Origin of the sequence: Providencia sp. PROV174, assembly GCF_028480685.1 — a bacterium.
Classification (GTDB): domain Bacteria; phylum Pseudomonadota; class Gammaproteobacteria; order Enterobacterales; family Enterobacteriaceae; genus Providencia; species Providencia rettgeri.
The window spans coordinates 23540-45627 of the sequence record NZ_JAMPOT010000022.1; the positions used below are offsets into that span (position 1 = coordinate 23540).

The 22088-nt window shown below is 40.3% G+C and carries 15 protein-coding genes; 4 read left to right on the forward strand and 11 right to left on the reverse strand.

Annotation, left to right across the window (positions count from 1 at the left end; genetic code table 11):
* Positions 1 to 23: 23 nt before the first annotated feature.
* Together PSE60_RS17725 and PSE60_RS17730 are read right to left on the reverse strand one after the other, a co-directional pair.
* Positions 24 to 2513, reverse strand: a complete 2490-nt coding sequence (locus PSE60_RS17725) for a fimbria/pilus outer membrane usher protein (protein WP_272666309.1) — start codon at positions 2511 to 2513, stop codon at positions 24 to 26.
* Positions 2514 to 2609: 96 nt separating this feature from the next.
* A complete protein-coding gene (locus tag PSE60_RS17730) occupies positions 2610 to 3203 on the reverse strand; it encodes a fimbrial protein (protein WP_125894947.1) in 594 nt (197 codons plus the stop codon).
* Positions 3204 to 4167: 964 nt separating this feature from the next.
* On the opposite strand from PSE60_RS17730, the gene zur reads away from it, so the two are divergent.
* A complete protein-coding gene (gene zur, locus PSE60_RS17735) occupies positions 4168 to 4683 on the forward strand; it encodes a zinc uptake transcriptional repressor Zur (RefSeq protein ID WP_272666310.1) in 516 nt (171 codons plus the stop codon).
* Between the two features lie 167 nt (positions 4684 to 4850).
* Here the strand turns inward: zur and lexA are convergent, their stop codons facing one another.
* Together lexA and PSE60_RS17745 are read right to left on the reverse strand one after the other, a co-directional pair.
* Positions 4851 to 5468, reverse strand: a complete 618-nt coding sequence (gene lexA / locus PSE60_RS17740) for a transcriptional repressor LexA (RefSeq protein WP_004915217.1) — start codon at positions 5466 to 5468, stop codon at positions 4851 to 4853.
* A gap of 136 nt (positions 5469 to 5604) precedes the next feature.
* The gene (locus PSE60_RS17745; protein WP_004915220.1) at positions 5605 to 5979 is read right to left on the reverse strand and encodes a diacylglycerol kinase; all 375 of its coding nucleotides are present in this window, start codon (positions 5977 to 5979) and stop codon (positions 5605 to 5607) included.
* A gap of 126 nt (positions 5980 to 6105) precedes the next feature.
* Between PSE60_RS17745 and plsB the strand changes: the two genes are divergently transcribed.
* Positions 6106 to 8595, forward strand: a complete 2490-nt coding sequence (plsB, locus tag PSE60_RS17750; RefSeq protein ID WP_272666311.1) for a glycerol-3-phosphate 1-O-acyltransferase PlsB — start codon at positions 6106 to 6108, stop codon at positions 8593 to 8595.
* Between the two features lie 83 nt (positions 8596 to 8678).
* Here the strand turns inward: plsB and ubiA are convergent, their stop codons facing one another.
* The 3 genes from ubiA to pgi form a co-directional block, all read right to left on the reverse strand.
* Positions 8679 to 9533, reverse strand: a complete 855-nt coding sequence (gene ubiA, locus PSE60_RS17755; protein ID WP_272666312.1) for a 4-hydroxybenzoate octaprenyltransferase — start codon at positions 9531 to 9533, stop codon at positions 8679 to 8681.
* A 151-nt stretch (positions 9534 to 9684) separates the two neighbouring features.
* On the reverse strand, positions 9685 to 10188 hold the full coding sequence (gene ubiC, locus PSE60_RS17760; protein ID WP_272666313.1) for a chorismate lyase: 504 nt from the start codon (positions 10186 to 10188) through the stop codon (positions 9685 to 9687).
* A 319-nt stretch (positions 10189 to 10507) separates the two neighbouring features.
* The gene (pgi, locus tag PSE60_RS17765; protein WP_210782687.1) at positions 10508 to 12154 is read right to left on the reverse strand and encodes a glucose-6-phosphate isomerase; all 1647 of its coding nucleotides are present in this window, start codon (positions 12152 to 12154) and stop codon (positions 10508 to 10510) included.
* A 370-nt stretch (positions 12155 to 12524) separates the two neighbouring features.
* On the opposite strand from pgi, the gene lysC reads away from it, so the two are divergent.
* Positions 12525 to 13901, forward strand: a complete 1377-nt coding sequence (gene lysC, locus PSE60_RS17770; protein WP_210838982.1) for a lysine-sensitive aspartokinase 3 — start codon at positions 12525 to 12527, stop codon at positions 13899 to 13901.
* 61 nt (positions 13902 to 13962) lie between these two features.
* On the opposite strand, the gene PSE60_RS17775 is transcribed toward lysC, so the two are convergent.
* The 3 genes from PSE60_RS17775 to metH form a co-directional block, all read right to left on the reverse strand.
* Positions 13963 to 15438, reverse strand: coding sequence for a tetratricopeptide repeat protein (locus PSE60_RS17775; protein WP_247605416.1), 1476 nt, complete (start codon positions 15436 to 15438; stop codon positions 13963 to 13965).
* Between the two features lie 164 nt (positions 15439 to 15602).
* Positions 15603 to 16193: a hypothetical protein gene (locus tag PSE60_RS17780; protein ID WP_181937095.1), complete on the reverse strand. Its 591-nt coding sequence runs from the start codon at positions 16191 to 16193 to the stop codon at positions 15603 to 15605.
* Positions 16194 to 16263: 70 nt separating this feature from the next.
* Positions 16264 to 19947: a methionine synthase gene (gene metH / locus PSE60_RS17785; protein ID WP_272666314.1), complete on the reverse strand. Its 3684-nt coding sequence runs from the start codon at positions 19945 to 19947 to the stop codon at positions 16264 to 16266.
* Positions 19948 to 20150: 203 nt separating this feature from the next.
* On the opposite strand from metH, the gene iclR reads away from it, so the two are divergent.
* The gene (gene iclR / locus PSE60_RS17790) at positions 20151 to 20981 is read left to right on the forward strand and encodes a glyoxylate bypass operon transcriptional repressor IclR (RefSeq protein WP_210838990.1); all 831 of its coding nucleotides are present in this window, start codon (positions 20151 to 20153) and stop codon (positions 20979 to 20981) included.
* Between the two features lie 75 nt (positions 20982 to 21056).
* On the opposite strand, the gene PSE60_RS17795 is transcribed toward iclR, so the two are convergent.
* The gene (locus PSE60_RS17795) at positions 21057 to 21944 is read right to left on the reverse strand and encodes an N-acetylmuramoyl-L-alanine amidase (protein ID WP_210838992.1); all 888 of its coding nucleotides are present in this window, start codon (positions 21942 to 21944) and stop codon (positions 21057 to 21059) included.
* Positions 21945 to 22088 lie beyond the last annotated feature (144 nt).

Genomic DNA, 22088 nt, shown 5'->3' on the forward strand with positions numbered 1-22088 from the left:
TTGACGTTAAAACATATTTATAATTATTTGCATGGCAGCAACATTGTATGTTCCATGCCACTTTCTATTTTTTCAGGTAATTGAATATGACAAGATGAGTTATTACCCCAAGTCACCTCAAGAATATCTGATGGGTTAATACCCGCTAAATAAATAAATCCGTTATCTGAAACGATGCCAACTTCAACATTATTTTCATTTTTGACGGATGCACCAAATGGTGGATAACTATTATTTGCAAGATGAATTGTTCCCAATATTTTTTCACCTTGAATGACATTAAATTTCCGGTATCCAATAGCCCCTTCTGTTAATGTCGCATGCTGTGTCGATTGAACTGCTTCTGCATTATCCGGCACATTGTTTAAATCTATTCGTATATTATTACGGTTATAATCCATAACACTGGTGATAACAGCTTTACCATATCGATTGGTTCGTATCGGTGTTATCCCTGTTTGCACTGGGATATCAGCAACACCATTCGTATCTAACAATATTCTTGACCCGCCATTGATTGAAGTATTACGGTGTAAAGCACCACCTTCTTGAGTCATGGTCAGGCCCCCTTTCAGTTGCATCGAAAGAGCTGATTGATTATCTTGAATATAAGTCCCACTCAGATTAAGTTGCGCTGTATCACCATCATAGTTGTACATCCCTGATGTTGTTACCTTGTCTTTATCCCAGGTACCTGCTGAAATTGAATAAGTACTGCGTTCGTTGATACGGTCATAATAATTAACGCTATGACTGTTCGTATTTCTTGCATAAGATCCTGAGTAACTAATACTCGCTTGGTTATCATTCAATGGAATATTTAAGTTAAGATATACACCGTCATCATCATTTTGATCTGACTTCGTCTTGTAAGCTGTCAAACTAAGGCTTAAATTTTTAATTTTTCCTAAATCAAAATAATTGGAAACCGTTAAATTGTATTGATCCGTTGATGTTCTATTCCAATAAGTTTGATGTGAATAGTTTAAATACATATTAGTATTATATTCAGGGAATGCCGTACCAAAGATAATCGTATAGAGCTCTTTACCACTATCAACCGTACTTTCATTATAGCGACGGTCAATAAATTGGCTCATGCTCATATAGTTTTTTTCAGAGAAACGATAACCCGCAAACGTAATTTGGCTATTAATACCATCAAATTGCTTGGAGTAAGTTAAGTTATACGAATTCCCCGTCAATGTTTGGTTATTTTCGGTTCTTCCCATTTCAGCACGAGAAATACTCAAGTTCCCTGACAATACACCAAATGGCGCTAAGTCACGGCCTAAACCAATCGCAATATTTTGATACTCTGATGAACCAAGAACACCACCATAAACGGTTGTATTATTAGTCACACCCCATGATAAAGATCCCAAGCTAAATGCTGGCCCTTGAGTATCATGTTCATTCTTAGTCGGTTTACCCACAACAAACTGGTAAATCAGCTGACCTGGTCGAGTCAATGTCCCTAAACGAGAGGTTTCCACTTTATAGTTGGTCACACTACCATCTTGTTCTTGAATAGAAACATCTAACGTACCGCCACCAAAAGAGTTCACATCCTGAATACGAAACGGCCCAGGGCTAACTTCTTTTTGATAAATAATACGGCCATCTTGCTTCACAATAACGGTCGCATTGGTTTTGGCAACTCCCGCAATTTCAGGTGCATAGCCTTGTAAACGCGGAGGTAGCATAGATTCATTGGTTTCTAAACTCGCACCAATATAACGAATACTGTCGAACAGTGTTGAAGACAGATACTGTTCACCAAACGTTAGCCTTGAATTTAAAGAGCGAATAGCTCTATATGCATATAACTGATTCCATGACCATGATTGGCCACCTTTATTTAATTGGCCTTTCTGTGTTTGCCAATCACCTCTAAAACGCCAAGCTCCAATATTAGTGCCCATTGTCCCAGTTGCGGTAATACCTGAATCTGTTCCTTTGTCACCCGTTTGTTTTTTAACAACCCGGCCCGTTGCATTATAGTCGATAAAAGCACCTAAAATGCCATCATCCCAACGTGAAGGTGGATCCCAATTCGGGTCTTCATATTCCATATAAGCTTGAGGAATACTGATGTCGACAATATTTTTTGCAAGGTCACCTTGAATTCGCATTTCGGGTACAGAACGAATATCTAGACACTGGCCATCAAGTAACCAAGTGACTTTATTTTTCCACTCTGGCTTTAATCCTAATTGCTCATATAATTCAGGCGTAATACAAGCTAATGATATTTTTTCATCATAATTAGGCGTAAAAAATATAATAGATTGTTCCATGGAAATTTTGACTTTATTTACAGAGATAGCTAAAGAGTAATTTCCAGGTGGGATATAATTGGCGTGAGAAAATTTACTAAAATCAACATTTTCAGTACTGTCTGCTTCTAAAAAGTCAGTATTAAAATCAACCGCCTCTTCAGAAAATGCAATCATTGGCGTTAATATTAAAAGCATTAATTTTGTAATTAAATTGAGTTTCATGCTTTTCATTCAACTATGCCGCCTATCAGACTAAAAATGAAAAAGAAGGTAGAAACATATGGCGTCATCAATACGCCACATGTTTTTACTTAACTAAGCTTGAACTTATTGGTAAATAATTTTGAAGTTAGCAACGGTGTTAAAGCTACCAGTTGTTGCTTTTGCGTCCGCTGCTTCATTACCTTTAACGTATGCAGAGAAATGAAGAGTGGTTTCTTTACCATCACCTGCATTTAATGCGTATCCATCACCTGTACCTGGGAATGCTTTACCAAATTCAACAACTTTGTCAGCACCATTAGTGATTACGATACCCGCATTTTTAACTTTTCCACCTAAGCCAAGTAAGTCACCAGTGAAACCTTGGAAACCAGAAATAGTTGGGCCAGTGAAGGTAATTTTTGCGTTTTTATACGTTTCAGTTGAACAGTTTTTCAATACGATATCGAAGTCTCTGTTATCTGAACGGTATTGGTTAGATGTCAGTTCATGTAATGCAATTTCACCAAACTCAACTAATTGTTTTAAGTTGTTTGCATCAATTGAACATGGAACATCATTAATGAAACCAGTGAAACGAACTTCACCTTGTGAGCTTTCAACCGTTGGTGGAGTTACTGGATCTTCAGCCACTGCAACACCAGAAATCCCAACACCTAAACCTAAAGCCAGAGTTAATGCTAATTTATTCAGTTTCATAAACATTTCCTTTAAATGAGTAGGAAGTAGCTGTCTCTTTTCTGATTTTTATTGATAAGGAATCAGTTTTATTTTTTTGATTACTTAACAGTGAAATTTTTCAGTCATCCAACATCATTAATTTCATTCAGATTAGAGGTGAATATATAAATAAGATCCTTCTCACTTATGATTTTTAAAAAGTTTAAATTTTTTAATTCATTATTTTCTATTCAATATTAATAATTCCTGTGAAAGTTAATTCTCAAAAATTGATATAGAAATAGAAAATGATTTTTTACACATACCTGCCAAAACTTTCTGATGTCAATTCTACATAACCGATATTTATTGTCAAAATGAACACAAATTTAGAGTTAAACCAGAATAAACAACCTTACAAATTAAAAGTTAAGATATATAAAACCAAAGCAATGCTAAAATATACATTTCAAATTTATTACTTAGAAAAATTTATATAAAACCATCATTTCTTACTTATAAATATCTCAAAATATGTCAAATTATAGATAAATTTATATTGGAGTTTAAATCTATATAAATTGATTTATTAGAATTTAAATCGGTTATAATTATCAAATACAAACATTAGGTTCGAAAACTGAGCATTAAGAAGTGATAAATCGAAGGTTGTAAATTACAGGTAAGATAAGTCTTAATTAAAATTACATCAAATTGAAACCAAACATTTCAATTAACTGTTCATAATTAGTTATGTATATATAATACATTTGTTTAATATATGTTTCATTTTGTCTGTTTGTTTTTAAATAAAATGAAATATCATTTTTTATATTTTATTTAATTACTCCCTGTATTTTCTTTATTAGTCAAAAAAATACTCAACAAAGCTAAAATTTTTTGATAGCAACGCATTCATCTCTTGATTCTCTATAGTTCAAGAAACTGTGATAAACTTGTGTGCAGTAAACATTTGCATTTTTCAACGGGTGGGGTCAGTAAAATGGAAAAGATGAGTGAAAAAAAAGTTCTTGCGATGGCAGAACATATTTGCCAATCAAGAGGCGTCAGGCTGACACCACAGAGAGAAACGGTATTGAGCCTAATAGCACAACAGCATGGTGCGATCAGTGCTTATGATTTACTCGACTTACTACGTGAAATTGAACCTCAAGCTAAGCCACCTACTGTTTATCGTGGCCTTGAGTTCTTAATGGAGCAAGGTTTTATCCATAAAATCGAATCAACCAACAGCTATGTTGTCTGTCACCATTTTGATAACCCAAGCCATATCTCTGTTATGTTAATTTGCGACCAGTGCGGAAGCGTAACGGAAAGTGATTGCACAACGATAGAAGCCGCAATTATTAATTTAGCAGATGAGCACCAATTCCGCTTAAGGCATACCGTTGTGGAAAACCATGGCTTATGTAAAAATTGCGACGAGGTGAATAGCTGCCAAGATCACGAACATTGTCATCATAATCATGAACAACCTATAACCCCTAAGAAGAAATAAATAGCTGTATTGCTATATCGTTTGATGAAATGCAAAGAGAAAATAGAGAAGAGAAAAAATATAAGAAAGGAAACAAAACAGGCAGACTTCAGAATAAAACCATGAAATCTGCCTGCAATCGTCTTCGCCGTCTGTAACCTACTATTACAGCTGGTTGCTAACGAAAATTAATACCAATCACTGTTACGAATAACCCCAACCGCTAAACCTTCAATAGTGAAATTTTGCTGACGCAAGTCAACAACAATAGGTTCGAATTCTGGGTTTTCTGCTATTAACTCAACACGGTTACCCTGTTGCTTAAAACGTTTAACAGTGACTTCATCTTCGATGCGTGCAACAACCACTTGCCCGTTATGTACATTTTGTGTTTTATGCACAGCTAATAAATCGCCATCCATAATACCAATATCTTTCATGGACATCCCATTCACACGCAATAAGAAATCGGCATGTGGTTTAAACAGCTCAGGGTCAACTTGATAGTGGCTCTCAATATGTTCCTGTGCTAATAATGGTTCGCCAGCGGCTACACGTCCAATCAGAGGTAACCCCTGATCTTCGGTTTCTTCTTCAAGAAGCAGACGAATACCTCGAGATGCGCCTGAAACGATTTCAATAACCCCTTTACGTGCTAAAGCCTTTAAATGTTCTTCTGCCGCATTAGGCGAACGAAAACCAAGGCTTGCTGCTATCTCAGCACGTGTAGGAGGCATACCCGTCTGCGAAATGTGGTCACGCACCAGATCGTAAACCTGCTGTTGTCGAGCCGTCAGTGCTTTCATTCCGTTCCCCTGTTTGTTTATACAGTCAAGCTGTGAGTATATACAGGTAAATGAAGATTTGGAACAGTTAAATCGCTCAATTTAAGCATTTGTTATCGATTTATTTTCTTTTTACCTGATTAAGTAACCAAACACCTTAACCAGGGAAATAGCGCTGCCATAATACGAGTACCCAAATAAACAACGCTAAACCGATACTCACAAATACTGCGGCAGAACCAATATCTTTAGCTCTCCCTGAAAGTTCATGATATTCACTTCCGATACGGTCAACTACGGCTTCTATCGCGCTATTCAGTAATTCGACTATTGCCACCAGTACAACAGAACTCACTAACAAAATTCTATCTATATAGCTGATATCTAAATAAAATGCGATAAAAATTGCAATAATCGCAGCAACAGATTCCTGCCTAAATGCCGCTTCATTAACCCAAGCTGCCTTCAAACCTTTAAGGGAATACCCCGCTGCTTTAATCACTCGCGTGAAGCCCTTAACTTGACTCGCCATATTTATTCCTTAAAAAATACAAACAATAATCGATTTTTACGGTCAAAGTGAATTGTCAGTAACAGATCTAACCATGTATTTCTGGTATGATTGTGCAGCATTGTTAACAAGAGGCTATAATCATTTATGTCACTATGGCGTAAAATATATTACAACACGTTGAATTTACCACTTAAATTATTGGTAAAAAGTAAACTAATTCCTTCGGATCCCGTCACTGAGTTGCAGCTTGATGTCAACAGGCCAACCCTATACGTATTACCTTATCATTCGAAGTCTGACCTCCTCACGCTACGGCACCAATGCTTAGCTATTGGTCTGCCAGACCCGCTGGTCGACAATGATATCAATGGAACGAAGCTTCCGGCCTACGTTTTTATCGATGATGGCCCACGTGTTTTTCGCTATTATTCACCGAATCCACGTAAGGATTCAGTAAAAACATTCCATGCTTATTTAGATTTGCATAAAAACAACCCAAATCTAGATATTCAAATGCTACCGGCATCCGTGATGTTTGGGCGTTCACCTGGCCGTGAAGGCCATACCCCAGCACCACCACTGAAACTGTTAAACGGTATCCAAAAATTCTTCGCCGTTTTATGGTTAGGACGTGACAGCTTCGTACGTTTATCTCCGATTGTCTCTATTGGGAAAATGGCACAAGACCACGGTACAGACACCATTATTGCCAACAAACTTGCTCGTGTCGCACGTATTCACTATTCGCGCCAACGTCTCGCGGCAGTTGGGCCAAAACTCCCTGCACGTTATGAGCTGTTTAATAAGTTATTGACGTCAAAAGCAATTGAAAAAGCCGTTGAAGACGAAGCGCGCAGTAAAAAAATTCCACTCAAAAAAGCTCAGCAAAATGCCGTTGGGATGATGGAAGAAATCGCAGCCAATTTCTCTTATGAAGCAGTACGTTTAACGGATAGGGTTCTTAGTTGGACTTGGAATCGCCTTTATCAAGGCATTAATGTTCAGCACGCTGAACGAGTCCGCCAGCTAGCACAAGACGGCCATGAAATCGTTTATGTGCCATCCCACCGTAGCCATATGGACTACTTACTGCTCTCATATGTGCTATACCATCAAGGGCTAGTTCCCCCCCATATTGCCGCGGGGATCAACCTCAATTTCTGGCCTGCTGGGCCTATTTTCCGTCGTTTAGGGGCCTTTTTTATTCGCCGAACGTTCAAAGGCAATAAACTGTATTCAACCGTTTTCCGCGAATATTTAAGTGAGCTATTTGCCCGAGGTTACTCCATCGAGTACTTTGTGGAAGGCGGGCGCTCACGTACCGGTCGTTTATTACAGCCTAAGACGGGTACTCTCTCCATGACGTTACAAGCGATGTTGCGCGGTGACTCACGCCCTATCACCATTGTTCCTATCTACATCGGGTATGAGCATGTGATGGAAGTGGGTACTTACGCCAAAGAACTGCGCGGTGCAGAAAAAGAGAAAGAAGGCTTTTTCTCTATGGTTCGCGGTTTACGTAAATTGCGCAACCTAGGCCAAGGCTATGTTAACTTTGGCCAGCCAATTTCGCTTCCACACTATCTCAACCAGCGTGTACCTGATTGGCGCGACTCTATCGACCCTATCGAACCACAAAGACCAACTTGGCTAAACCCAACAGTCAGTTCGTTAGCCGATAACATTATGGTCAATATTAATAATGCAGCCGCAGCCAATGCAATTAACCTGTGTGCGACTGCGTTACTGGCTTCTCGTCAACGCTCACTGACTCGTGAGCAACTGGTTGAACAAGTCGACTGTTACCTGCAATTATTGCGCAATGTGCCATACACCGCAGATGCTACAACGCCAAATAAAACCGCCGAGCAATTGTTAGAACATGCTTTGCAAATGGATAAATTTGAAGTCGAAAAAGACAGCATGGGGGATATTATCATTCTTCCTCGCGAAAATGCCGTCTTGATGACCTATTACCGTAACAATATCCATCATTTATTAGTATTACCATCGCTAATAACTAGCATTGTGTTACACCATGAACGCATTAGCCGCCAAGATATTCACTATCAAGTAGGCCAAATTTACCCATTCTTAAAAGCAGAACTGTTTATGCGTTATAACAGTGATGAGCTACATGAGACGGTAGATACGCTAATTGATGAACTGAATAACCAAAAGCTAATTTGCCTAAAAGAAGACGATATGGTGGTGCTAAATCCTCGCCGTATTCGCCCATTGCAGCTCTTAGCCGCAGGCGTTCGGGAGACTTTGCAACGTTATGCAATCACATTGTCATTACTCAATGCGAGCCCTGAAATTAGCCGTAATACATTGGAAAAACAAAGTCGTATCCTTGCGCAACGCCTTTCTGTTTTGCACGGTATTAACGCTCCTGAATTCTTTGATAAAGCGGTATTCTCGACATTGGTCGATACCCTAAGAGAGGAAGGCTACATTGATAATAATGAAAATGATATCTTTGTTACCAATGCACAGAAACTGTACGCAGTTCTGGCTCGCTTGATGTCACCTGAGATTCGTTTAACCATTGAAAGTGTTAGCCAAGACGATGAGTTTTCTGAAAAAAAACCAACTGAAAGCACGCAATCTCCGGAACAAGTGAAAAGCTAATTGCGTTTTCTCAAATCCGTAAAACCAAAAAGGTCATGTTAGAAATAACATGACCTTTTTTACTTTGGCTCAATAACGGTAATTTAAAAATAACTAATAAGAATACCAATGAACAAAATTAAGCCAACAAAGTTATTATTCATAAAGGCTTTAAAGCAAGGTGCACGTTCACGATTAACCATCAATTGCTGCTGATAGATAAATAGACCTGCAACTAACACCAATGAAACATAATAAAGAGTTCCCAAGCCCGCCAGTGAGCCAATTACCAATAATAAGCCAACCATCAATAGTTGCAGTAAGCCAATAATCAGTTTGTCATATTGCCCAAATAAAATAGCGGTTGATTTCACGCCAATTTTTAAATCATCATCGCGGTCTACCATTGCATACTGAGTATCGTAGATCACCGACCAAATAATATTAACTAAGAACAGTAACCAACAAACAACAGGCAAGGTTTCACCAACAGCAGAGAAAGACATTGGAATTGACCAACCAAAAGCCGCACCTAACACCACTTGAGGTAAGTTACTGACTCTCTTAACAAAAGGGTAAACCCATGCTAAGGCCAAACCTGCAATCGACAACCAAATAGTCATTGAATTGAGTGTCAAAACCAGCAGAAAAGAAAGGCCAACGAGGCTAGCAAACAATATTTTTGCTTCTTTTTCTGTTACGTCGCCACTCGGGAGTGGGCGGTGTTTAGTCCGCTCTACGTGGCCATCAAAATGGCGATCAGCAAAGTCATTAATGACACAACCAGCTGCACGCATAAAAAATACGCCAGCAGTAAATACAATTAAAAGATGTAAACTTGGCGTACCTTGAGCCGCAATCCATAATGCCCAATATGTCGGCCACAATAGCAACAGTGAACCAATGGGTCTATCAATACGCATTAAACGGCTGTATGCATGCCATTTACTGAGCGTCATACTTCCCTCCACTTTGTCGTGCTCCTTTTCGAATTCCATCATACTTCAAATTGGGTATATTTTAATACCACCAACCTCTGCAACTTACTGATTTATATTTGTTGGCATAGTGTCATTGCAAAGACCTGAAAATTCAAAATACTTAGAATAGTTAACGATATGCAGGTGATTCAGGTAAAAATATTTCTGTTAATAGTAAAGGTTTATCCGATAATCTTAACCGAGAACTACGTACCCAACGGTTTGCACAAGAACCAATATGAATATAATCTCGAGTTAAGCTATCACGGCTAAACAAATAACGCCCTAACGGCATTCTCCCAATATCCACCAGCTGCTGGTCATCATCGGTCAGTGTTTCTTCAGGGATTATCGTTCGGCCCAGTAGCCAAGGGATACCATCGCCATACATGACAACTTCTCTGACCCAATAACGCTGGCTTTCAGGTAAAGACTGCGCTTCATCTGCGCTCAGCTTATTTTGCGTTATATAGCGCTCTAAATAAGGTATCACGGTAACTTGCTGGCTATGTTGCTCAAAACGTTTTGTCATGGAGCCGAGCTCTAATAGCCAATCTAATACATTGGCAGGCACTATTTTATCGTTCTCCGCCAGCCAGTGAATCGGCTGAGAAGTAAAAAGCGTTTCATCCATTACTTAAAATTCCACCATGAATAACATGGTTATGATTTACTGTATTTCTTACGCAATAGGATATCACGTTGTTTTACGACAAGGTTAAAGTTAGCTAACAATTTATATAAAAAGTCACATTTTCAACACAAAATGTAAAAATATAGTGAAAAGTTTTTTAATTACTAGCTAGTTATCGATAATAATAAAATTCATTAATATCATAATAAACTAGATTTGATTGCTTAAAAAACAATCGAATAAACAATATATCAACCAAACAATATAAGGTAGGAAGCTCCTACCTTATATTGAAGTATTTAAGTAATACGTTAGTAATTTATCGCCAAGCTTTATAACTGTTAATCAAACCATTGGTCGAACTATCATGGCTACTCACGGTATCACTATTTTCTAATTCAGGCAGGATACGGCTTGCGAGCTGTTTACCTAATTCAACCCCCCATTGGTCGAAAGTGAAGATGTTTAAAATCGCCCCTTGGGTGAAAATTTTGTGCTCATACATCGCAATCAATGCACCTAACGAGTATGGTGTGATGGATTTCAATAAGATAGAGTTAGTTGGACGGTTGCCTTCAAACACTTTATAAGGTGCAACATATTCCATATCCGCGACATTTTTACCTTGTGCAGCAAACTCGGCATCGACCACTTCACGCGTTTTACCAAATGCCAGTGCTTCGGTTTGCGCAAAGAAATTCGATAACAATTTTTCATGGTGATCCCCTAACGGGTTATGCGTTACCGCAGGTGCGATAAAATCACATGGGATCATCTTCGTTCCTTGGTGGATCAACTGATAAAACGCATGTTGGCCATTGGTTCCTGGCTCACCCCAAATAATCGGGCCTGTTTGATAAGTAACAGGTTTTCCATCACGGCTAATATATTTACCGTTCGACTCCATATTGCCTTGTTGGAAGTATGCAGCAAAGCGATGCATGTATTGGTCGTATGGCAGAATCGCTTCAGTTTCTGCTTCAAAAAAATTGTTGTACCAAATGCCAATCAAACCTAACAACACAGGGATATTCTTTTCTAATGGAGTTTGGGTAAAATGTTTATCCATCGCATGGGCGCCGCTCAATAATTGAACGAAATTATCAAAGCCAACCGATAAAATAATTGATAAACCAATTGCTGACCATAATGAATAGCGGCCACCAACCCAATCCCAGAATTCAAACATATTGTTGGTATCAATACCAAACTTCGCAACTTCTTCGCTATTCGTTGAAAGAGCCACAAAATGCTTAGCCACTTGGCTTTCATCTTTTGCCGCAGCCAAGAACCAATCGCGAGCAGAATGCGCATTAGTCATCGTTTCTTGCGTTGTAAACGTTTTTGACGCAATTAAAAACAGTGTCGTTTCTGGGTTCAGTTTTTTCAGCGTTTCCGCAATTTGTGTACCATCCACATTCGATACAAAGTGCATATTTAGGTGGTTTTTGTATGGACGTAGTGCTTCTGTCACCATAAATGGACCAAGGTCTGAACCACCAATACCGATGTTCACCACATCAGTAATCGCTTTACCGGTGTACCCTTTCCAATCACCGCTGATAATGCGCTGACTAAATTGCTGCATTTTATCCAATACCGCATTCACTTCAGGCATGACATCTTTGCCGTCGACATAAACAGGGGTGTTATCGCGGTTGCGCAAAGCAGTATGTAATACAGCACGGTCTTCAGTACGGTTAATTTTCTCACCTTGGAACATGCTGTTAATAGCGCTTTCTAGCTCTGTTTCTTTTGCTAAGGCTAATAAATGTTCCAATGTTTCTTGTGTAATTCTATTTTTGGAGAAATCCACTAAGATTTGACCATCGAACGTCGCCGAAAAATGAGTAAAGCGGTCTTTATCCTGTGCAAACAAATCGCGCATATGGACATTTTTCATTTGCGCAAAATGTTGCTCTAGCGCCCGCCATGCAGCCGTTTGGCTTGGATTAATACTTCTCATGGATAACACTCTCCAAATAATATTAAATAGAAATAGATTGTACCCCGTCACGAAAACGAGACTTATCGGTTTTCTGCGTTACATTGATATTCCCCAATTCTGCCGCACTTTTCCAGACTTAATTACCCCTTTTATTAAAATACGCACTTTCAATGCATACCACTTAAAAAAACAGCGGGTATATGTTCTCAATAATTCAATGAACGCAGCCAACACCCATGTAGCTTGCAGTATGACGAGTATATTGAGAAAACCGATAATAAATTACCTATCATTAGAATTACTGATTTACTTCGATTCTTGATTGACGCAATCCCATTTACCCGATAAATCTATATAAAGATTAGGTTTAACCAAAGGGATTGACACCATGAATACCGCAGCGCCTTCAACAGGCAACCATCAGTATGTTATCGCCAAATTTGGCGGCACCAGCGTCGCTAACTTTGAAGCGATGAACAACAGCGCCAATATCGTTCTTTCCAACCCAAATGTGCGAGTTGTGGTACTTTCAGCTTCTGCTGGCATTACCAATTTATTAATCGAACTGGCTGAAGGCTGCGATGCGGATAAACGCAATGAACTGCTAAAAAAAGTGAAGGATATTCAATACGCAATTATTGATAATCTACAAACAGCTGATGTTATTCGTGAAGAAATCAATCGGTTACTCGATAATATTGCACATTTAGCTGATTCGGCTGCTTTAGCCACTTCCGATGCATTAACGGATGAAATGGTCAGCCATGGCGAATTAATGTCAACCTTACTATTTGTTGAAGTCCTACGCCAACGTAATGCTAATTCCCAATGGTTTGATGTACGCAAAGTGATGAGAACGAATGACAGTTTTGGTCGTGCTGAGCCAGAACTGACTCAGCTAAAAGCATTGTCAGAACAACAACTCATGCCGCGCCTTTCCGAGTCGGTTGTGATCACCCAAGGGTTTATTGGCCGTGATGAAAAAGGCCGTACGACAACGCTTGGACGTGGTGGAAGTGACTACACCGCCGCTCTGTTAGCTGAAGTACTTAATTTATCACGCGTCGATATTTGGACTGATGTTCCTGGAATTTACACCACAGACCCTCGCGTCGTACCGAATGCCCAACGCATTGATGAAATTGCTTTCGATGAAGCGGCTGAAATGGCGACTTTTGGTGCAAAAATTTTGCATCCAGCGACACTCCTTCCTGCAGTACGTGCTGGGATCCCCGTTTTTGTTGGTTCAAGTAAAGCACCCGAAGCTGGCGGTACCATTGTGTGTGATAAAACCACTAATCCACCACAATTTAGGGCATTAGCACTGCGCCGCAAACAAACATTACTCACCTTACACAGCCTAAAAATGTTGCACGCTCGAGGTTTCTTAGCGGAAATTTTCACCATTTTACTGCGCCACAATATTTCCGTGGATTTAATTACGACGTCAGAGGTCAGTGTCGCACTCACTTTAGATACAACGGGCTCAACGGGAACTAACGGCAGCTTACTCACCAATGCGCTGATGACAGAGTTATCCGCATTATGTCGTGTCGAAGTGGAAGAGAATTTAGCGCTCGTTGCAATCATTGGTAATGAACTGTCGCAAGTGAACGGCCTAGGAAGGCAAATTTTTGGCGCACTTGAGTCATTCAATATTCGCATGATCAGCTATGGCGCAAGTAGCCACAATATTTGTTTATTGGTCCCAGGAAATGATGCTGAAGAGATCGTTCGTACCTTGCACAGTAACTTATTTGAATAGTGTAGAAGTTTGATCAAAATACCAAAAGGCGATCATCACGATCGCCTTCTTTTTTATAAAATTAATCCCTTCCAGTATTTTTGTTGGGTTGTGCAACACTGCTGGTGTATTGCAACATTTTACCTGTCACACCTTTATTCTGTGTTAAAAGCGCTAAATTCCCTTTTGCTGTTTCATTATCGAGCTCTACCGCTCGTTCAAACCACATTACCGAACGGAAAATATTTTTTTCCCCTCCCTCGCCTCGTGCATACATCACCGCAAGGTTATTTTGTGCATCACTGTTCTTTTTAAATGCCGCTTTTTCCAGTAATTGCCGAGCTTTCTGCGAATTTTTCGCCACACCCGTTCCCGTTAAATAAAAGATAGCTAACTGGTTTTGAGCTTCGATGCTATCTTCTTGTGCCAGTTGCAGCCAACTCACAATTTTATTTACATCCACATTTTTCAATTCACCAGACACATACATCTTCGCTAACTTAATTTGAGCCGCATTATCATCACTATTAGCAAGTGACATATACCACTCAATGGCCTTTTCTGGGTCTTTTTTAACGCCACCTAACCCTTTTTCATAGAATTCAGCCACTTTCATTCCTGCATCTTGGGATTTGTTTTGTGCCGCACGTTCATACCAGATAAAGGCTTCGGCGAGGTCTTTACCAACGCCATCGCCTTGTTCATAGGCTTTCGCAATCGCCAGTTGCGCTGCAATATTGTTTTGTTGCGCAGCACGTTTATACCAGTACATCGCTTGGTAGCTATTCTTTTCTATTGCACTATGGCCTTCTTGATAAAAGTCACCCATATTCACTTGTGCTGTCGCAGAACCCATATTGGCGGCTTGGCGATATAAGTAAATCGCCATTTCGTCGTCCGGCTCTACACCTTCGCCATTTTCATACATCACCGCTAAGTTATTCACAGCAGCGGCAATATTATTTCCCGCACTTCTTTCATACCATTCTCTCGCCTTTTGGTAGTCGGTATCACCACCTAGCCCATCATGATAAAACAGCCCCATCGCAAACTGTGCGTTAGCGTGCTCTTGCTCTGCGGCTTCTGCATACCATGCTTTCGCTTGTTTTAAATTTTGCTCCACCCCAATACCATGTTCATATAAGTAACCCATCGCATATTGGCAATATGCGTCGCCTTTTTCGGCGCCTCGGCGATACCATTGTTCCGCTTGCTGGTATTTTTCCTGATTGTGCAACAACATCCCAAGATAGTAATCGCCATCTGTATTATCTCGGTCAGCCACCTTTTTGAACCAGCGATAAGCTTCTTGCTCATTGACAGCTAAAAATTCAGTCCCATCCATATAAGCAAGCCCAACATCCACCATCGCTTCTTCATCTCCGGCAGTCGCTAACTTCAATTTTGCTTTGAATTCATCAGGTATAGGCGTACTTTTAGGCTGCGCCTGTAGCGCATTCGGCTTATCTTTCACAGAAGGTGCTTCAACGATATTGCCAGCTTGCGCAAGGGAAATACCGCTAACATAGAGAACTAACAGAAAAGAACGTAATTTCATCACCATGACCTATTTATTGGCGTTATCTCATTAACATATCACTCCAATAAAAAATTCATAAGGGATGTTGGCTGAAAAAGTAGAATTACAAAAGAATTATTAAGAAAATGGAGGAGACGCCAGCTTCTTACCGAAACTTTTGTCTCCAAAATAAACCGCAGAGCTTAATTAACGCGGTAACCACCATGTTTACTGGCAAATAAATTAAATTTACCCCACTCAATTAACAGGGCTTCCAATGTGCGGTGGCTAATTTTACACAGCTCAGAAATCTGAGAAACAACAAAGTGATTTTCACTCACGAGTTCTGGTGAAAACACTTCCGCAATCCACTCACACTCTTTCGTGGTCACCAACCAACCGTCATTAGTCGAAAATTTATGTACGGGTACCATACCGTCTTTAGGGCTTTCTTGGGATAACAGTTTATTTTCATCAACTTGGGCTTGATGAAAAGCAGCGATTTCTTCCTCTGAAGGCACGGGTTCTACCGCTAGATTTTCTTCTAAAAACAGATAAATTTCTTCTGCTCTTGCCGGTGTTAGCTCGCTTTTCAACCAAATTTGATTAAAACAGTGCTCATTCAGTGAATCATCGGTATCAAGCTTATCCATGATCTGTAAAACACTCATCATGGCGCTCACCGCGTCTTCACTCATCATAAACGTTTCAGGCGCCGCACTGTTTTGGATCTGATAAGGAAAAACTGCCGAACGCGGCAGCTCCTCTTCAATAATAAATTCATAGCTCATCATTGGACCCCTCTAATGTATTACCTATAAGATGGTGCCGAATACATGAAAAATCAATGTATTGATCTGGTTTTTAATCTTCAGGGTCATAAGCTAAGTTTGGTGCTAACCAACGCTCCAACTCGGTTACCGACATCCCTTTACGTTCTGCATAATCCTCAATTTGGTCTTTTTGTAGCTGAGCTACTGCAAAATATTTACTTTCGGGATGGCTAAAATACCAGCCTGATACCGCAGCACCTGGCCACATCGCATAGGAACTGGTGAGTTTCATGCCGATTTGCGTTTCCACATCCAATAACTGCCAAATTTTGGCCTTTTCTGTGTGCTCAGGACAAGCCGGATACCCCGGTGCAGGGCGGATACCTTGGTAATTTTCACGAATAAGCTCTTCATTACTCAAGTTTTCATCAGCTGCATAACCCCAATATTGCTTGCGGACTTGTTGGTGTAGATATTCAGCAAATGCCTCCGCTAGCCTATCCGCCAGCGCTTTAACCATAATTTTATTATAATCATCATGCTGTTGTTCATATTCATCAGCAAGCGCGTCTTCTTCTAAGCCCCCTGTCACTGCGAAAGCCCCAATATAATCGGCTTTACCACTATCTTTTGGCGCGACAAAGTCAGATAAACAATAGTTTGGAAACTCAGTTTTTAAGGTTTGTTGGCGTAAATTCAACCCCATCACTTGTACATGGCTTCTTGACTCATCGGTATAAATTTCCACATCATCGCCAACTCGGTTTGCAGGGAATAAACCAAAAATACCTTTTGGTGTTAGTAAGCTTTCTTTATCAAGCTTATCTAACATATTATTAGCATCTTTCAATAGCTTACGCGCTTCAGAACCAACCACTTCATCTTCTAAGATCCGCGGGTATTTCCCCGCCAGCGACCAAGTCATAAAAAATGGTGTCCAATCAATATAGTCTCTCAGCGTTGAAATAGATGCTGTGACTTTTTGAATACCCAGAAATTTTGGTACAGGTGGTTGATAGCTTTGCCAATAAATATTTACCGCATTCGCACGTGCCACATCCAGTGCCACTGGGGGTGTTTTTGGCCTTCTTCGGCCATGCTGTAAGCGCACAGTGTCATATTCACGGCGCGTACGCGCAACAAAATCTGCTTTTTGTGTTGCTGACAATAACGCCGAGACAACCCCCACTGTTCGAGAAGCATTTTGCACGTAAGTTGTTGGCCCACTGTAATTTGGCTCAATTTTCACGGCAGTATGTGCTTTTGATGTCGTCGCCCCACCAATCAGTAATGGTAAGGTAAACCCTTGTCTTTCCATCTCTTTAGCGACATGCACCATTTCATCAAGAGATGGTGTAATCAAACCAGATAACCCAATAATATCGACGTTTTCTTCACGCGCTGTTTTTAGAATAGTTTCACATGGAACCATCACGCCTAAATCAATGATTTCATAGTTATTACACTGTAAAACAACGCCAACAATATTTTTACCAATATCATGGACATCGCCTTTTACCGTAGCGAGTAAGATTTTTCCTGCACTGCTACCTGATTGTTTAAGCTCTTGAATATAAGGCTCTAAATAGGCTACTGCTTGTTTCATTACACGGGCGGATTTCACCACTTGAGGTAAGAACATTTTGCCTTCCCCAAACAAGTCTCCAACCACATTCATACCGTTCATCAAGGGGCCTTCAATCACTTCGATTGGGCTAGAAGCACGTTGACGAGTCTCTTCAGTATCTTCAATAATAAATTCAGTAATCCCTTTCACTAGTGCATATTCAAGACGCTTTTCAACTTCCCAACTACGCCATTCCGCTTGTTGAACTTGCTGCTCTCCGGCTCCTGCTCCACGGTATTTTTCCGCCAGTTCAAGCAAGCGTTCCGTACTGTCATCACGACGATTTAAAATCACATCTTCAACAGCGTCTTTTAATTCAGAAGGTAAGTCATCATAGATAGCGAGCTGCCCCGCATTAACGATCCCCATATCCATTCCATTACGAATGGCGTAGTACAAGAAAACAGCATGAATCGCTTCGCGTACAGGGTCGTTCCCTCTAAATGAAAAAGAGACGTTGGAAACCCCACCAGAAATCATCGCATGAGGTAACTGAGCCTTGATATCCTTACAGACCTCAATAAAATCAACTGCATAGTTATTATGCTCTTCAATTCCTGTGGCTACGGCAAAAATATTTGGGTCAAAAATAATATCTTCAGGAGGGAAGCCGACCTCTTCGGTCAGGATCTGATAAGCACGACGACAAATTTCAATTTTCCGCTCGCGTGTATCTGCTTGGCCAACTTCATCAAATGCCATGACGACCACTGCAGCACCGTATTTGCGTAATAGTTTAGCGTGCTCAATAAATGCCTCAACTCCCTCTTTCATTGAGATTGAATTGACGATCCCCTTACCTTGTATGCACTTAAGCCCCGCCTCGATGACCTCCCACTTTGAGGAGTCAATCATAATCGGCACGCGTGCAATATCTGGCTCGCCAGCAATCAAATTCAAGAAACGTACCATCGCCGCATGGGAGTCCAACATTCCTTCATCCATATTGATGTCGATGATTTGTGCACCATTTTCAACTTGCTGACGTGCCACATCTAAAGCTTCTTGGTAATTTTCTTCTTTAATCAGCCGCTTAAATTTTGCCGAGCCTGTCACGTTGGTTCTTTCCCCAACGTTCACAAATAATGATTTTTTGCCAATATTTAGCGGTTCTAAACCAGATAAACGGCATTCAACAGGTAGTGACGGTAATTGGCGTGGAGTGATGCCTTTTACTGCATCTGCCATTTTTTTGATATGTAATGGCGTTGTTCCACAACATCCACCAACAATATTTAAGAACCCTGCGGTTGCCCATTCATGAATTTTTTCGGCCATATTTTGCGCATCAAGGTCATACTCACCAAACGCATTGGGTAGCCCTGCATTGGGGTGCGCACTGACATAACATTCAGCAATTCTTGATAATTCAGCAACATACTGGCGTAACTCATCAGGACCTAATGCACAATTCAAGCCAAATGATATCGGCTGTGCATGGCGCAATGAATTATAAAATGCTTCTGTTGTTTGCCCTGATAATGTTCGACCGGAGGCATCCGTGATCGTCCCCGAGATCATAATCGGTAGAGATACGCCCAAAGCTTCCAATTCGGTTTCTACCGCAAAGATCGCTGCCTTCGCATTTAATGTGTCAAAAATGGTTTCGATCATGATCAGATCTACCCCACCTTTGACTAAAGATCGGGTAGATTCTCGGTAAGCTTCAACGAGTTGATCAAAGGTGATATTGCGATAAGCGGGATCATTAACATCCGGAGAAATAGAAGCGGTACGGTTTGTCGGGCCTAAGACTCCAGCAACATAACGCGGTTGCTCTGGCGTTTTACGTGTCCACTCGTCAGCACATTCACGGGCAAGACGCGCAGCAACTTCATTAATTTCAGCGGAAAGAGATTCCATTTTATAATCAGCCATCGCAATGGATGTTGAGTTAAAAGTATTGGTTTCAACAATATCCGCTCCAGCTTCAAAGTATTGAGAATGAATATCTCGAATAATATCTGGTTGAGTTAAGACTAATAGATCATTATTTCCCTTTAAATCACTCGGCCAATCCGCAAATCGCTCTCCGCGAAACTGGGCTTCCGACAACTTATGTTGTTGGATCATTGTTCCCATAGCGCCATCTAATACCAATATACGTTTTTTTAATTCTTGTTCTAATTGATTAACTTTTGCGGACACTGCACTGCCCTCCTGAAATGGAACACTGAGAAATAAGTCAAATTTTTACCTTTAACATCCTATCACAACTTTTCTCGTGAAAATTCGCTGTTATGATGAGAGTTTTTCAAGGTTGCACAAGAGCACACTTTTCACTGATCCGATGAGTATTTTCAAGTGAAATAGTTCATAATAGAAGCTAAATGACAGTCAGGAGAGACTTAATGGCAACGGCACCAATTACTAAGAAACTTAAAAAAGCAAAAGGGCCGGCAAGTGGCGCAGCTGCAGCAGGACAAGTTCAATCATTAAGTCGTGGATTAACACTGTTGGAATATATTTCCGAATCAACAGGGGGAATCGCCCTCACTGACCTTGCGATGCAAGCTGGCTTACCAAACTCAACAACACATCGCCTATTAATGACGTTGGAACAACATGGATTTGTTCGCCAAACCGGCGATTTAGGCCTATGGGTTATTGCTTCTCATGCCTTTATCATTGGTAGTAGCTTCTTAGAGAGTCGTAATTTGTTAGCCCTCGTTCACCCGATACTGCGTCGCTTAATGGATGAATCTGGGGAAACCGTCAATTTAGCTATCCTAGACCATACAGAGTACGATGCCGTCATTGTTGACCAAGTACAATGCAATGCGCTAATGAGAATGTCAGCACCGATCGGTGGAAAACTGCCATTACATGCTTCGGGTGCAGGCAAAGCGTTTATTGCTAATTTAACAGAAGACAAACTGATTCCACTTTTAAGCCGTAAAGGTTTACATGCTTATACGCCTTATACATTAACTAACCCATCCGCCTTAAAAGAGAATTTACAACAGGCTAAAAAACAAGGTTTTTCTTATGATGATGAAGAGCATGCTTTAGGGCTACGCTGTATTGGGGCTTGTATTTATGATGAGCACAAAGAAGCGTTTGCAGCTATTTCTATTTCAGGCCCATTATCACGTATCACGGATGACCGTATTACTGAATTAGGCGCCATGGTAATCAAGGCCGCAAAAGAAATAAGCCATGAATATGGTGCAAACCGCTAGCTTAACGGTGAAAAGTGAAATACAAAGCAACCTGTATTTCACTTTAGCTTAACCTTACAGAGCTTTTACTGCCCTCTAATCACCTTGCTGGTTTGTTGATACATTAGGCAACAGCGAGGTCTTTTCAAATAACTTAAATTTTTGCATATCACGGTACTTTTCAATGAGTGCCAACGCGATAGCCTCTGTTTCAGCATCCGCTTGTCCTTCAATATCTCTCGGCCGGAAATGCAGTTGGAAAGCACGTAATGTTTTTTTCGTCTGTGAATCTAACTGACCTGATAGAGGAATTGTTGAATAGCCGTAAAAATGAAGTGCTTTTTGAATGTGTAACACGCTTGCAGGCTCATTAGCATTACGCCCCGCCAAAAATTTAGTCACGGTTTTAGGATCTGGCCAAGCCCCTATACCATGTTGAGCAAGACGTTGCCATGGAAATGCTTTACCTGGATCTTGCTTGCGCAGTGGTGCGATATCACTGTGACCAATAATATTTTCTGGGGGAATGCTATAGCGCTTCATAATATCTTGGAGGAGAGGGATCAATGCAGTAATTTGCGCTTCATTATAAGGAGCCCAATATCGTTTTCCTTTTACATCTTTTTGTAATCCAGCATTGACGATTTCAATCCCAATAGAAGTATCATTCAAACCATTATGCTGTAGCCAATAACTTTCACCTGCATGCCATGATTTTAATGACTCAGGAACGAGTTGTAATACAACAGGCCGGCCATTTTTAGTTTCAGGTACACTTGGAATGAGGTAATGGGAGCTCACCTTACCTTGCGTTAATGTGACTATAGAATGCGCATCATCAGAAACGGTGTAGTGAATAATGACATATTGAATACGTTGACTACTATTTTTTGATGGGTAACGGTTATCGAGATAGTAACCCTTGTTCGAGGCCGAACAGCCTAGTAGTAAAAAGGTAAATAATATCCCTATATATTTGAACATCGAACCATAACCTTACTCTACTATTAATTAAGCTATATTTAAGCATTCCGTGGTCAACAATACTATCAATTTTCATACACCAAAAACCTAATAATATAGATAAAACAATAAAATAAATGTTAAAATACATAGTGTTAAAACCTT

Bases quoted from the DNA above. Each gene is read 5' to 3' on its own strand.
- PSE60_RS17725 (WP_272666309.1), bottom strand. From the start codon at position 2,513: ATGAAAAGCATGAAACTCAATTTAATTACAAAATTAATGCTTTTAATA.
- PSE60_RS17730 (WP_125894947.1), bottom strand. From the start codon at position 3,203: ATGAAACTGAATAAATTAGCATTAACTCTGGCTTTAGGTTTAGGTGTT.
- zur (WP_272666310.1), top strand. From the start codon at position 4,168: ATGGAAAAGATGAGTGAAAAAAAAGTTCTTGCGATGGCAGAACATATT.
- lexA (WP_004915217.1), bottom strand. From the start codon at position 5,468: ATGAAAGCACTGACGGCTCGACAACAGCAGGTTTACGATCTGGTGCGT.
- PSE60_RS17745 (WP_004915220.1), bottom strand. From the start codon at position 5,979: ATGGCGAGTCAAGTTAAGGGCTTCACGCGAGTGATTAAAGCAGCGGGG.
- plsB (WP_272666311.1), top strand. From the start codon at position 6,106: ATGTCACTATGGCGTAAAATATATTACAACACGTTGAATTTACCACTT.
- ubiA (WP_272666312.1), bottom strand. From the start codon at position 9,533: ATGACGCTCAGTAAATGGCATGCATACAGCCGTTTAATGCGTATTGAT.
- ubiC (WP_272666313.1), bottom strand. From the start codon at position 10,188: ATGGATGAAACGCTTTTTACTTCTCAGCCGATTCACTGGCTGGCGGAG.
- pgi (WP_210782687.1), bottom strand. From the start codon at position 12,154: ATGAGAAGTATTAATCCAAGCCAAACGGCTGCATGGCGGGCGCTAGAG.
- lysC (WP_210838982.1), top strand. From the start codon at position 12,525: ATGAATACCGCAGCGCCTTCAACAGGCAACCATCAGTATGTTATCGCC.
- PSE60_RS17775 (WP_247605416.1), bottom strand. From the start codon at position 15,438: ATGAAATTACGTTCTTTTCTGTTAGTTCTCTATGTTAGCGGTATTTCC.
- PSE60_RS17780 (WP_181937095.1), bottom strand. From the start codon at position 16,193: ATGATGAGCTATGAATTTATTATTGAAGAGGAGCTGCCGCGTTCGGCA.
- iclR (WP_210838990.1), top strand. From the start codon at position 20,151: ATGGCAACGGCACCAATTACTAAGAAACTTAAAAAAGCAAAAGGGCCG.
- PSE60_RS17795 (WP_210838992.1), bottom strand. From the start codon at position 21,944: ATGTTCAAATATATAGGGATATTATTTACCTTTTTACTACTAGGCTGT.